This is a genomic window from Flavobacterium poyangense (assembly GCF_011751075.1).
GTDB classification, from domain to species: Bacteria; Bacteroidota; Bacteroidia; order Flavobacteriales; family Flavobacteriaceae; genus Flavobacterium; species Flavobacterium poyangense.
On the sequence record NZ_JAALLN010000001.1, the window covers coordinates 1,130,282 to 1,143,371 of the forward strand.

Below are 13,090 nucleotides of genomic sequence, written 5' to 3' on the forward strand. Positions count from 1 at the left end.
CACACCGTCTAACTCTTTTGTTATGTCAAAAAATAAAATAAAATCTGTCTTGCTAAAAATTGCAAAGTACACCGGAATAACTCTTGTTGTTATTATAGGATTGTTATTTTTAACTCCTATTGTATTTGCTGATCAGATTAAAGATCAAATCAAAAAAATAGCCAATGAAAAATTGAGTGCAGAACTTAATTATTCGGATGTTTCTATTTCGTTTTTCCATCATTTCCCGTCCTTAACATTAACTTTAGACAATTTAAAGCTTAATGGGTCGGCACCTTACAAAAACGAAAAATTCATCACAGCAAAAGAAGTTTCTTTTGGTATCGACGTACCCAGCCTGATTTTTAGCAAATCGGTAAAAATTGACCAGATTTACTTATCCGACTCTTTTATCAATGTAAAAGTGAATGAAAACGGAGAAGCGAATTACAACATCTACAAATCTTCACCGGAGGCTTCAAATCCAAAAGACAGTTCTGAAACTGCCTTAAAATTGGAGCATATCGAAATCAAAAACAGTAAGATTATTTACGATGACAAAGCTACCAAAATTCATTTTGATGCTTTCGGATTTGACTACTTAGGAAAAGGAGATCTAAATAAAGCGGTATTTGATTTGTACTCTAAAGCCAAAATTGAAAAGCTGAATATTGTTTATGAAAATGAACCGTATTTAATGAATAAAAAAATAAATGCTGATCTGATTACCAAGGTAAATGTAAACTCTTTGTCTTTCTTTTTCCAGCAAAATGACCTGAAAATCAACGATCTTTTGGTTGATTTTAAAGGAAAGTTTGACTTCTTAAAAGACGGTTACAACATGGATTTTGTTATAAAATCAAACAACAGCGACCTGCATGACGTATTTACCGCCTTTCCTCCAAAATACATTACCTGGCTTTCTAAGACGGAAATAAAAGGAAATACCAATTTACTTTTAACTTTAAAAGGAGAATATATTGCATCACAACACATTGCTCCGGATTTGAATTTAGATCTAAAAATAGACAATGGTTTGGTCAATTATGACAAAAGTGCTTTCCCGGTTTCCAACTTAAACTTGCAGATAAAAACAACCGTTCCTTCTTTAAATCCGGATCTTTTGATTGTTGATGCGAAGAATTTATCTTTAAACATCAATCAAGATTATCTAAAATCTAATTTTCGCATAAAAGGTATCAATACACCGGATATAAATGGAAATTTTAAAGCCAAAATTGACCTTGAAAAACTAATAAAAGCACTTGGAGTACCTGATTTAACATTAAAAGGAATTTTGGCGGGTGATATAAAAACAAACGGTAAATTTGATCATAAAAACAGAATCTTTCCTGTAACCAATGGTTTTATCAATTTGGAAAACGGGTATTTGAAAACCAAATACTATCCAAATCCAATCACTAATATTATTGTTAAATCAAAAATAGAAAACAACAAAGGAACCTTTGATGATTTAAAAGTCAGTTTAAAACCAACACAATTTACCTTTGAAGGAAAACCTGTTTTTGTAGAAGCTGATCTGAGCAATTTTGACGATTTAACCTATGACATCAAAGCAAAAGGTGAGCTTGATATCAGTAAAATATACCATGTTTTCTCTCAGAAAGGGCTTGATTTAGATGGCTCTGTAAAAGCTGATTTAGCCTTGAAAGGAAAACAAAGCGATGCCGAAAAAGGAAATTACAGCAAACTGAACAACAAAGGAACTCTTGAACTTAGAAACATTGCGATCACGTCTGAGTATCTTCCAAAACAATTCATTATTAAAGAAGGTATTTTCAAAATCAATCAGGATAAAATGTCCTTTAATAACTTTCTGGCAGCATACGGCCAGTCTGATTTTAAAATGAATGGATATTTACAGAACGTTTTTAACTATGCAACAAGCACTAAAGGAATTCTAAGAGGATCCTTTAAAGTTACTTCCCGATACATTAATGTGGATGAATTCATGTCAAGTACTGCTGTGAATTCTTCCGTAACACAAACGGAAGACCAAAACAAAGCGCCACAAACAGCAGCAAAACAAACCGGAGTAATTATCATTCCTTCTAATTTGAATCTGCAACTACTGGCAAATGTGCAAAAAGTATATTTTGATAAATTAAATCTGCTGAATGCGACCGGCGCTCTGAAAATGAACAAGGGTAAGCTAAATATGGCAAATACAGGCTTCAACTTAATTGGCTGCAACGTTAGCATGAATGCCAATTATCAGGCAATCACCCCACAAAAAGCAAATTTTGATTACGGTATTAAAGCAACTGATTTTGACATTAAAAGAGCCTATAACGAAATTGATGTTTTCAGAAAAATGGCGAGTGCCGCAGAAAAAGCACAAGGAATTGTCTCTCTGGATTATCAATTAAAAGGAAGATTAAATGGCAATATGAGCCCTGTTTACCCCTCTCTTGTGGGTGGCGGAACGCTTTCTGTAAAAGATGTAAAGATTAGAGGTTTAAAAATGTTTACTGCCGTAAGCAAAGAGACAAGCTCTGAAGCAATGAAGAATCCGGATCTTTCTAAAGTAGACATCAAAACTACCATCAAGAACAATATTATGACGGTGGAACGTTTTAAATTTAAGTTTGCAGGCTTTAGACCCCGAATTGAAGGAACAACAAGTCTGGACGGAAAATTGAACTTAAAAATGCGCTTAGGCCTTCCCCCGCTTGGTATCTTCGGAATTCCACTGACAGTAACAGGAACTCAGGATAATCCTAAAATAAAACTGGGAAGAAAATCCGAAGACTTAGAGGAAACTAAGGATACTGAGTAGTAGAAATTCCAATTTTGGAAATTTCAAATTCCAATTTTTAGAAAAAACGTTTTTAAAGTCCAGAACTTTGAAAACGTTTTTTTTTATGCTTGTCATTGAATTGTCTAGCTTAAAATTGCAAAGCAAGATATACCCCAGCATATCCTCCATCACATAACGGAATCCCTAAAGAAAATCGCCAATCTTTGACGAATTACAAAGGTGATTTACTTCGTCAATTCGTGATCGATCAAATTACCTGCATTAAAAAGACAAACGATAAAGGACCAAATAATCCAAGACGACAAATCTGACAGGTTTTTAAAACCTGTCAGATTTAATTTAAGTAAGAATTAATATATTTTCATTCCCACAATTTTATCATTCCGAAGAATGAGGAATCACACTAGAAACTCCATAGAGTATGTCGCCAATCTTTGTCGAAGCACGGGTGCGATTTCTCCTTCGTCGAAATGACATAGTAACCGCTTAAGTGATTAACATAGAAATAAATTGCAAAGCAAAACACCCGGCCCAATGTATCAGAAAACAAAAAACCCGTTCTTTTCAGAACGGGTTTTGTAATAAGTAATCTAATGAATTATGCTTCGAATGGAAGGATAGATACATAAGATTTGTTATCTCTTTTCTTTTGGAACTTAACAACTCCAGCTACTCTTGCGTGTAGTGTGTGATCTTTACTGATGTAAACATTTTCACCTGGATTGTGTTTTGAACCTCTTTGTCTAACGATGATGTTCCCAGCAATAGCAGCTTGTCCACCAAAAATCTTAACGCCTAGACGTTTTGATTCTGATTCTCTACCATTCTTCGAACTACCGACACCTTTCTTGTGAGCCATGACGTATGAGTTTAAATATTGTTATTATTCTTTAGTAGCTTCTTTTTTTGCTTTTGGAGCTGCTTTTTTCGCTTTTGGAGCTTCTACTTCTTCAGTAGCTGCATCTTCTGCTACAACCGCTTTTTTAGCTGCTGCTTTTTTAGTTCCGCCTGCTGCAGTAATACCTTCAATTACAATTTGAGTAAGATATTGTCTGTGACCATTTCTTTTTTTGTACCCTTTTCTTCTTTTCTTTTTGAAAACGATAACTTTGTCTCCTTTTAAGTGTTGTAACACTTTAGCTTCTACTGAAGCACCTTCTATAGCTGGGGCGCCTAAAGTTACATTTCCATTATCGTCTAATAAAAGAACTTTGTCAAAAGAAACTTTTGAACCTTCTTCGTTAGCCAAACGGTGAACATAAACCTTTAAGTCTTTGCTTACTTTGAATTGTTGCCCTGCTATCTCTACGATTGCATACATACCAAATTGATTTATTGATTTTTAAGGTTGCAAATATACAATTAATAATTTAGTATGCAATCTCTTATTTCAAAAATATTTATTTCGTCTTAAAGTCTGTTTTTCAAGCCGTTTTATGGCTTCAAAAACAGACTTTAGCGCCAAATGGCTTTTTAACTGCAATCAAAAAACAAAGACTAATCTCAAAATGACAATTAAAAAAGTTATTTTTGATGTAACTAAAACCAAATCTTAGCTACCTACACTATCTAGGTAAATAAAATTATTAATCTTTATGAAAAATTCGATAATGATGTTAAGCGCAGCACTAATGCTTGGCGGAGTAGCTCATGCTCAAAAAGTGGCTTTTGAGGAATACAATTTAGACAACGGCATGCACGTCATTCTACACAATGACCCTTCGGCTCCCGTCGTCATTACCTCTGTAATGTATCATGTTGGCTCTAAAGACGAACGTCCGGACCGAACCGGTTTTGCTCATTTCTTTGAACATTTATTATTTGAAGGAACTCAAAATATAAAACGCGGCGAATGGATGAAAATCGTCACTGCTAATGGTGGCGTAAATAACGCCAACACTTCTGACGACCGAACGTATTATTACGAAGTTTTCCCTTCAAACAACTTAGAACTTGGTTTATGGATGGAATCAGAACGCTTGATGCATCCTATAATCAATAAAATAGGGGTTGACACGCAAAATGAAGTGGTAAAAGAGGAAAAAAGAATGCGTTACGACAATCAGCCTTATGGAAACATTCTTTCGGAGGTAAAGAAAAACATATTCAAAAACCATCCGTATCGCTGGACCACTATTGGCTCCATGAAAGATCTTGATGCGGCTACTTTAGAAGAATTTCAAGCTTTCAATAAAAAATTCTACACCCCAAACAATGCCGTTCTGGTTGTTGCCGGAGATTTCGACAAAGCAAAAACCAAAGAATGGATTCAGAAATATTTCGCACCAATTCCAAAAGGGGAAGACGTAAAAAAACAAACTTTTACCGAAGCTCCTATTACCGAAACTATAAAAGCAACCTACGAAGATCCCAACATTCAGATTCCGATGGTGGTTGCTGCTTACAGAACGCCTTCAATGAAAACAAGAGATGCAAGAGTGCTGGATTTAATCTCTTCTTATCTGAGCGACGGAAAAAGTTCAAAATTGTACAAAAAAATTGTTGACGATAAAAAAATGGCGCTTCAAATTGGTGCCGTAGGATTTAGTCAGGAAGATTACGGAACCTACATCCTGTACGGATTACCAATGGGAACTTACAAAACAACAGATCTTTTAAACGAAATCGATGAAGAAATTGTAAAAATCCAAACCGATTTAATTTCTGAAAAAGATTATGAAAAATTACAAAACAAATTCGACAACAATTTTGTCAACGCCAATTCAAGCGTTGAGGGAATCGCTGAAAATTTAGCTTCTTACTATTTACTTTATGGAGATGTTAATCTTATTAATACCGAAATCGACCTCTACCACTCTATCACCAGAGAAGAAATCAGAGCAGTTGCCAAAAAGTATTTAAACCCTAATCAGCGTTTAATTTTAGATTATGTTCCTTCAACAAAAGTTCAAAACTAAGAATCGAATCATGAAAAAAATACATACCGTTTTAATCCTTTTATTCCTATCCGGAATTATGCAAGCACAAGATCGTCCACAACCAAAACCAGGAAACTCACCTGTCGTTAATATCAAAAAACCACAAACCTTTGTTTTGGCAAACGGAATGAAGGTTTTGGTAGTCGAAAACCACAAACTACCCCGAGTGAGCTTTAACCTTAGCTTAGACAACGCTCCTTTTACAGAGGGAAACAAAAAAGGGGTTGATGAACTGACCAGCAGCTTAATTGGAAATGGTTCTAAAAAAACAAACAAAGAGGCTTTTAATGAGGAAATCGACTTTTACGGAGCACAGATTAGCTTCAACTCACAGGGAGCATACGCCAGTTCACTTTCAAAATATTCCGGACGTATTTTAGAGCTTTTAGCAGAAGGTGCCTTACAACCTAATTTTACACAAACAGAATTCGACAAGGAAAAAGCAAAATTGTCCGAAGGCCTTAAAGCTGATGAAAAAAGTGTTCCTGTAATTGCAAACAGAGTTGTTGATGTTTTGGCTTTTGGAAAAAACCATCCCGCCGGAGAATACATTTCTGAAGAAACACTAAAAAATGTAACTCTTGCCGATGTACAAACAAATTACGCTACTTACTTCGTTCCCGAAAATGCCTATTTGGTTGTAATTGGTGATGTAAAATTCAAAGAAACAAAAGCAGCAGTTGAAAAACTTTTTGGCGGATGGAAAAAACAAACAACTCCAAAAAACAGCTACCCGGATCCGGAAAATGTATCTAAACTTCAAATTAATTTTGTAGATGTTCCAAATGCGGTTCAATCTGAAATTTCATTGGTTAATACCGTGAATTTAAAAATGAGTGATCCTGATTTTTTCGCTGCCCTAATCGCAAATCAGATTTTAGGCGGTGATTTTAACAGCTATCTGAACATGAACTTACGCGAGCAACACGCCTGGACCTATGGAGCAAGCTCCAATATTGGAAGCGGAAAATATGTTACCAAATTCAGGGCCTCATCTGCTGTTCGAAATGCTGTTACTGATAGTGCAGTAGTAGAATTTGTAAAAGAAATAAAAAGAATCCGAACAGAAAAAGTTACTGATGATGTTTTAAAAAATGTAAAAGCAGGTTATATCGGAAGATTCGTAATGCAGGTAGAAAAACCACAAACAGTTGCGCGTTATGCCCTAAACATTGAAACCGAAAAACTTCCAGCAGATTTCTACGAAAAATACATTCAGACCATAAACAATGTTACTCCTGATGACATTTACCGTGTAGCCAACAAATATTTCCTACTGGACAATATGCGTATCGTAATTGCCGGAAAAGGCTCTGAAGTTATTGCCGGTTTAGAAAAAACTCAAATTCCAATTTTCTATTTTGACAAATACGGAAATCCAATTGACAAACCGGTTTCTAAAAAAGAAGCTCCTGCCGGGCTTACTGCACAAACTGTTTTTCAAAACTACATTAAAGCCATTGGAGGTGAAAAAGCAGTTTCTGCCGCTAAAACACTTTTTATGACGGGTACAACAAAAATCCCACAAGCACCAACTCCTTTGGATTTTACCTCTAAACTGGATTCAAAAGGAAAAATGATGGTTTCGCTTAATATGGGAAGCATGGCTTTAATGAAGCAAGTCGTAAACGAAAATGGCGCTTATGTTGAACAACAAGGACAACGTAAAAAACTGGAAGGTGATGATTTAATTGAAATGAAAGCCAGCGCTACTCCTTTTGAAGAATTACGCCTAAGCAAAAGAACCGATTTAAAAATTGACGGAATAGAAGCTATAAACGGACATGATGCTTACACCATAAAAGATGGCAAAACCGTTTATTACTACGACGTAAAATCAGGTTTAAAAGTTGCTAAACTCAAAGTAAAAGAACAAAGCGGCCAATCGACCACACAGACTACTTACTTTAATGACTATAAAGATATAAAAGGAATAAAAGTTCCTTTTAATATTGTTCAAAATGCCGGTTTTGAACTGGACATTAAAATGTCAGACATCAAAATCAACGAAGGTGTCTCGGACGCAGATTTTAAATAAAAAGAGAAAGGGCTGTCAATGTTGACAGCCCTTTCTCTTTTTTAGGTGCAAAGGTACAAAGATGCAAAGTGGCAAAGGCTTTTTCTTTTTATACAGCCTAGATTTTCACATCTCACAACTCACCACAACTCACATCTCACATCTCACAACCCACAAAATCATTTTTTCGCCGACAAATAAACCCCAATTAATATGATAAATGCACCAAAAAACTGGATTGGTGTCAGCATTTCATTATCTAATAATCCCCAGAAGAAAGCTACTATTGGAATCAAATAAGTCACCGATGTAGCAAATACAGGCGACGACATTTGTATCAATTTAAAGAAAACCACATTTGCAATTCCGGTTCCCAGAATTCCTAAAATCATAACAAACAAAATAGAATGTTGAGACACCTCAAGAGTCACTCGTTCTGTAAAATCGGTTGTACTTAAAATGATTAGTGCAGGTAAAAGCAAAACAGCAAAATTTCCGGTTGTAATACTCAATGAATTTAAATCAGACAAATACCTCTTGATTAAATTGACATTTACGGCATAACAGATTGTTGCAATGACCACCAAAGCCACATAATAATAGTCTTGTCCGGACTTCGTTACAGTACCACTTAAAACCAACAGCAAACAACCCACAAAACCGACAAAAACGCCCAGAATTTGTCTTTTTTGAAATTGTATCCCAAAAGCAATTGCTCCGAGAATCAAAGTATTTAATGGCGTAAGCGAATTCATGATCGCAACAATCGAGCTATCGACACGAGTTTCTGCGATCGCAAAAAAGAAAGCCGGAATAAAAGTCCCAAAAAAAGATGTCAGAGCAATAAATTTCCATTGATGACGTGAGATTTTCTTTAAACTAGAAAATCCAACGATCAGTAAAAACAAGGCCGCAAAAATAATTCGCAGAGACCCGACCTGAATTGCCGTCAAGCCGATTAAGCCAATTTTTATCAGAATAAAAGAACTTCCCCAGATAAGAGAAAGCAACAGTAAATAAAACCACTTCAGTTGTTTTGCATCCATAAATCGTGTTTTTATTGCAAATTTGTATTATTTTTATGAACTGACCTTCTGTTTTTCATTAATTTTGCCAGAAGATTATTCGCAATTTAAAATCATATATAATGAAATTTACAAAAATCATAGCAGCCGCTGCAATAGCAGGTTTAGTATTAGTTGGATGCAAAAAAACAGAGTCTGAAAAAATAATCCCGGCAACCGCTGAAACAAAGGCTCCTAAAAAACAAGTTGCAATCGCTCCTGAAAATGTACAAACGGCAAGTTTCACAATCGACGGAATGACTTGCGCAATGGGATGTGCCAAAACAATCGAAAATGAGTTATCTGCTTTGGACGGTATAGAAAAAGCAACAGTTGATTTTGATAAAAAAACAGCTACTGTTGTATTTGACAAAACAATCCAAAATCAGGAAAACCTAACCAAAACGGTTCAGGCAACCGGAGACGGAAAAACATACAAAGTTTCAAACATAAAATCATAATCAGTCTGGTTTCTAACCCGATTATTTTTCTATTGGCGTTACCATTCCACGTTGAGTTCAGGCTAACAACAAAGCTTGCCACGAATTGGCACGAATTATTTTTTTTTTTAACTGTGACAAAAAAAGTAGCCACAGATTGCACTGATTTAAAGGATTTTTTTTCCAAGTCAGTATTTAGTATTCAACAATCGAGTTCCAATTTTTAATAAAAAAAGCATCCAAAGGATGCTTTTTTTATTAAAATCTAAAATCTAAAATCTAAAATCTAAAATCTAAAATCTAAAATCTAAAATCTAAAATCCTCTTATTTCCACTTCAGAGTTTCCATCAACTGCCTCATATCATTTTTGATATAACTGGCTGCCGGCATTATAGAATCAAAATTAGGTTTTGCGTAAAAATAAACCGATCCTGTTATAAAATGTTTTGTGCTGTCTGTTACATAAAACTGTGAGTTTGTAGCCGCATTTCCGTCTACCTGATAAAACATTCCGTAAACCTTTTTTTCAGGGTTCAGGTAAGGCTGCTCGAGTATATCATCTGCCTTAATTACGTGCTCATAGGTAAGCTTTTGCGCATCTTTTAGCAATTTATCAATGTCATTATTTACCGGCTTATACGTCAGGTAAATAGTCGCTTTCATTTTAGGATAAGTAATGGCAAATCCGCAATTTTTTTCTCCTTTAATAATTGCACCTTCATTCATCTCAAAAGTAAATGGGCAATTATTTTCAAAATTCACATATTTCGCTTCCGGGTAATCTAAACGCAAAAAACTCGATGGTTTAGGTAATGTTTCTTTTTTACAACTTACCATTGTAAAAATCAGCAAAATTATAGTTGTTGCAATTATCTTTTTAGGCATTTTAATCTAATGTTACTTTTATTTGTTTTACACGTTTTTTATCGACCGTCTCTATTGTAAAAACACAGTTTTCAAACGCAATCTTCTGATCCTTTTTAGGGAAATTACCCAGAATTTCTAAAATAAAACCGGCTAATGTTTCCGCTTCTCCTTTGTGAGATTCAAAAATATCCTCATTTACTTCTACAATTCTGTAAAAATCTTTCATATTGATCTTACCTTCAAACAGAAAGTTCTTTTCGTCTATTTGGGAGAAATTTAAATTCTCGTCATCAAATTCATCACTAATATCACCCACAATTTCTTCGATAACATCTTCCAAAGAAACCAATCCTGATGTCCCTCCATATTCATCGACTACAATCGCCAAATGGCTTTTAAGACTTTGAAAATCCTTTAGCAGGTTGTCGAGTTTTTTATTCTCAGGAACAAAAAAAGGCTCTCTAATTAAAGAAACCCAATCAAATTCTTTTTTATCAATATGGGGCAATAAATCTTTAACAAACAAAACACCTTCAATCTGATCGATATTATCTCTGTAAACCGGAATCCTTGAAAAACCTTTTTCCACTATTTTCGAATAGATAGCTTCAAACGACTCCGAAATCTCTAAAGCAAAAACATCAATCCTCGGACTCATGACCTGTTTGGTATCTGTATTTCCAAAAGAGACAATTCCTTCTAATATTTTTTGCTCTTCAGTTGACGTTCCTTCAGAATCTGTAAGCTCTAAAGCTTGCGACAATTGATTTATTGAAAAATTGTTTTTCTGTTTCCCTAATTTGTTTTGCAAATATAAGGTAACACTGCGCATAGGCAAACTAACAGGGGAAAGTAATTTATCTAAAAAAACTACGGGATAGGCTACCCACTTCGCAAATTTGATATTATTACGACTGGCGTACACTTTTGGCAAAACTTCACCGAACAATAAAATAAAGAAAGTAACGAGGATTACTTCTAAAATAAATTTAAAAACCGGCGAATCTACACCGGCAAAAATATTCCGCCCAACAAAAGAAAACAGGATTACAACCCCAATATTCAAAAAGTTATTGGCGACCAGTAATGTTGCTAAAAGTTTTTTGGGTCGGTCTAAGAGATTGGAAATAATTTTTCCTTTTGTAGTATTTTCCTGTATTGCCTCGTCAATATCCTTTTGCGACAATGAAAAAAGTGCTACTTCTGCACCTGAAACGATTGCCGATAAAAACAGCAAAATAAATATTCCGACAAATCCAATTATTAAATTGACGTCTAAATTTGCATTAAAAAGTAAACTGGGCTCCGGGTCCAAACTGAAAAAAATTAATTAAACAATCAAAAAGGCAGGTCGTTTATAGGCAAGCCTTCGTTAGTCGCATCAAAGTTAGCATTTTTTGCGGATTCTGATTCGGAATTCGGTTTATGTCCTGTAGTTTCTTTTTTGGTTGTCAGGAAAGTAAACTCCGTAACCTGAATTTCAGTGGTATATTTAGTTGTACCATCTTCCGCCTGCCACTGACGTGACTTTATACGTCCTTCGATATATATTTTATCTCCTTTAGAAAGGTATTTTTCGCAAATCTCAGCCGCCTTATTACGTACAACCAGATTGTGCCATTCTGTCGAAGTTATTTTTTCGTTGGTCGTTTTATTAATATAAACTTCATTTGTTGCCAACTGAAAACGTCCGATGCAGTTTCCTCCATCAAAATAATGCATCTTTACATCATCGCCCAAATGGCCAATGAGCATCACTTTATTTAATGTTCCGTTCATGGTTTAATTATGGTATTTAACCCAAAGATACATTATTTTAGCAAATTATTTCCTGCTTTTCGATAAAATTATAAATCACAATTGGGAAAGGAAACGTTTTCAAATTGTTAGCATCTATACCGTTTTCAATTCTTTCTTTTATTTTAATTTTCCAGAATTGAATGTGCAAATGCTGATGCGAAAGTTTATGAATAACGGCCGAATCACTGTACTCCTCTATACCTATAATAGTATAGTTAGAAAAAACATCATTTTGAACTGCTTTTGAAACAAAATCAAAATCGACAACCTCCTGAGTTTCCAAAAGAGGAAATTCATACAAATTATGCCAGATTCCTTTTAATACCCTTTTCCGGATCAAAGTGTTCCCCAAAACATCCTCGAGAATCAAATAATTAAAAAACCGATTCGTCACTTTTACCTTTTTTGATTTTACAGGCAAAACAGCAACTTTCTTTTTTTGCAGCGCAGCACAACTATCCATAAAAACACAAACAGGGCAGTTTGGGCTTTTAGGAACACATTGCAAGGCTCCAAATTCCATAATCGCCTGATTAAAGAGAGCCGGATTGTCTTTCGGCATTATTTCATGAGCAAGTTCCGTAAATTCTTTTTTGGTTGCCGGCAATGCAATATCGGATTCCACATCAAAATAACGGGAAAGCACCCGAAACACATTCCCATCAACCACAGGTACTGCTTCATTATACGAAAAAGAAGCTATTGCGGCGGCTGTATACTCCCCAACTCCTTTTAATTTTAATAACTCTTTATAAGTAGGAGGAAAAACACCGTTTAATTCATTTGCTACATACTGAGCTGTTTTATGTAAATTTCGGGCACGGGAATAATACCCTAATCCCTGCCAAAGTTTCAAAACCTGTTCTTCATCGGCATTTGCCAAATCAAAAACGGTAGGAAATTCCTTTGTAAAAGAAAAAAAATAAGGCATTCCTTGCGCAACTCTGGTCTGTTGCAACATAATTTCTGAGAGCCAAATTAGGTACGGATTGGTCGTTTTTCGCCACGGCAGATCACGCTTGTTCTGTAAATACCAATTTATCAATAGGTTATGAAAATTCATTGCAAAATACTTAGATTACAAAAGTAAATGTTTATGTAATTAAAATTTAACGATTTAGCTTGATTAATTATTTTTTTAATTCCTATATTTGCAAACTCAAAAAATAGTACACCATTTATAAAATAAAATAGGAAAGAA

Annotated in this window: 11 protein-coding genes; 4 read left to right on the forward strand and 7 right to left on the reverse strand. The window is 34.9% G+C overall.

Annotation, left to right across the window (positions count from 1 at the left end; genetic code table 11):
- The first annotated feature begins 22 nt into the window (after nt 1-22).
- The gene (locus tag G3A47_RS04655) at nt 23-2,779 is read left to right on the forward strand and encodes an AsmA-like C-terminal region-containing protein (RefSeq protein ID WP_166920861.1); all 2,757 of its coding nucleotides are present in this window, start codon (nt 23-25) and stop codon (nt 2,777-2,779) included.
- A 580-nt stretch (nt 2,780-3,359) separates the two neighbouring features.
- Here the strand turns inward: G3A47_RS04655 and rpmA are convergent.
- Both rpmA and rplU read right to left on the reverse strand, forming a co-directional pair.
- Nucleotides 3,360-3,620 (reverse strand): 50S ribosomal protein L27, encoded by a 261-nt coding sequence (gene rpmA / locus G3A47_RS04660; RefSeq protein WP_035685981.1) that lies wholly within the window; start codon nt 3,618-3,620, stop codon nt 3,360-3,362.
- A gap of 24 nt (nt 3,621-3,644) precedes the next feature.
- Entirely contained in the window at nt 3,645-4,082 is a 438-nt protein-coding gene (gene rplU, locus G3A47_RS04665; RefSeq protein ID WP_068844917.1) for a 50S ribosomal protein L21, read from the reverse strand.
- A 274-nt stretch (nt 4,083-4,356) separates the two neighbouring features.
- Between rplU and G3A47_RS04670 the strand changes: the two genes are divergently transcribed.
- Both G3A47_RS04670 and G3A47_RS04675 read left to right on the forward strand, forming a co-directional pair.
- Nucleotides 4,357-5,679 (forward strand): M16 family metallopeptidase, encoded by a 1,323-nt coding sequence (locus G3A47_RS04670; RefSeq protein WP_166920863.1) that lies wholly within the window; start codon nt 4,357-4,359, stop codon nt 5,677-5,679.
- Nucleotides 5,680-5,689: 10 nt separating this feature from the next.
- On the forward strand, nt 5,690-7,738 hold the full coding sequence (locus tag G3A47_RS04675; protein WP_208328339.1) for an insulinase family protein: 2,049 nt from the start codon (nt 5,690-5,692) through the stop codon (nt 7,736-7,738).
- A gap of 158 nt (nt 7,739-7,896) precedes the next feature.
- Here the strand turns inward: G3A47_RS04675 and G3A47_RS04680 are convergent, their stop codons facing one another.
- On the reverse strand, nt 7,897-8,763 hold the full coding sequence (locus G3A47_RS04680; RefSeq protein ID WP_166920865.1) for a DMT family transporter: 867 nt from the start codon (nt 8,761-8,763) through the stop codon (nt 7,897-7,899).
- Between the two features lie 101 nt (nt 8,764-8,864).
- On the opposite strand from G3A47_RS04680, the gene G3A47_RS04685 reads away from it, so the two are divergent.
- A complete protein-coding gene (locus tag G3A47_RS04685; protein WP_166920866.1) occupies nt 8,865-9,242 on the forward strand; it encodes a heavy-metal-associated domain-containing protein in 378 nt (125 codons plus the stop codon).
- Nucleotides 9,243-9,546: 304 nt separating this feature from the next.
- Here G3A47_RS04685 and gldD read toward each other — a convergent pair whose 3' ends face one another.
- From gldD to mutY, 4 genes are read right to left on the reverse strand one after another with little or no spacing between them, the layout of a single operon-like run.
- The gene (gldD, locus tag G3A47_RS04690) at nt 9,547-10,107 is read right to left on the reverse strand and encodes a gliding motility lipoprotein GldD (protein WP_166920868.1); all 561 of its coding nucleotides are present in this window, start codon (nt 10,105-10,107) and stop codon (nt 9,547-9,549) included.
- 1 nt (nt 10,108) lies between these two features.
- On the reverse strand, nt 10,109-11,404 hold the full coding sequence (locus G3A47_RS04695; protein ID WP_166920870.1) for a gliding motility-associated protein GldE: 1,296 nt from the start codon (nt 11,402-11,404) through the stop codon (nt 10,109-10,111).
- A gap of 23 nt (nt 11,405-11,427) precedes the next feature.
- A complete protein-coding gene (locus G3A47_RS04700) occupies nt 11,428-11,868 on the reverse strand; it encodes a single-stranded DNA-binding protein (protein ID WP_166920872.1) in 441 nt (146 codons plus the stop codon).
- Nucleotides 11,869-11,905: 37 nt separating this feature from the next.
- A complete protein-coding gene (mutY, locus tag G3A47_RS04705) occupies nt 11,906-12,952 on the reverse strand; it encodes an A/G-specific adenine glycosylase (RefSeq protein WP_166920874.1) in 1,047 nt (348 codons plus the stop codon).
- Between the last annotated feature and the right edge of the window lie 138 nt (nt 12,953-13,090).

Excerpts from the sequence above, each read along its gene's own strand:
- G3A47_RS04655 (WP_166920861.1), top strand. The coding sequence starts at position 23 with ATGTCAAAAAATAAAATAAAATCTGTCTTGCTAAAAATTGCAAAGTAC.
- rpmA (WP_035685981.1), bottom strand. The coding sequence starts at position 3,620 with ATGGCTCACAAGAAAGGTGTCGGTAGTTCGAAGAATGGTAGAGAATCA.
- rplU (WP_068844917.1), bottom strand. The coding sequence starts at position 4,082 with ATGTATGCAATCGTAGAGATAGCAGGGCAACAATTCAAAGTAAGCAAA.
- G3A47_RS04670 (WP_166920863.1), top strand. The coding sequence starts at position 4,357 with ATGAAAAATTCGATAATGATGTTAAGCGCAGCACTAATGCTTGGCGGA.
- G3A47_RS04675 (WP_208328339.1), top strand. The coding sequence starts at position 5,690 with ATGAAAAAAATACATACCGTTTTAATCCTTTTATTCCTATCCGGAATT.
- G3A47_RS04680 (WP_166920865.1), bottom strand. The coding sequence starts at position 8,763 with ATGGATGCAAAACAACTGAAGTGGTTTTATTTACTGTTGCTTTCTCTT.
- G3A47_RS04685 (WP_166920866.1), top strand. The coding sequence starts at position 8,865 with ATGAAATTTACAAAAATCATAGCAGCCGCTGCAATAGCAGGTTTAGTA.
- gldD (WP_166920868.1), bottom strand. The coding sequence starts at position 10,107 with ATGCCTAAAAAGATAATTGCAACAACTATAATTTTGCTGATTTTTACA.
- G3A47_RS04700 (WP_166920872.1), bottom strand. The coding sequence starts at position 11,868 with ATGAACGGAACATTAAATAAAGTGATGCTCATTGGCCATTTGGGCGAT.
- mutY (WP_166920874.1), bottom strand. The coding sequence starts at position 12,952 with ATGAATTTTCATAACCTATTGATAAATTGGTATTTACAGAACAAGCGT.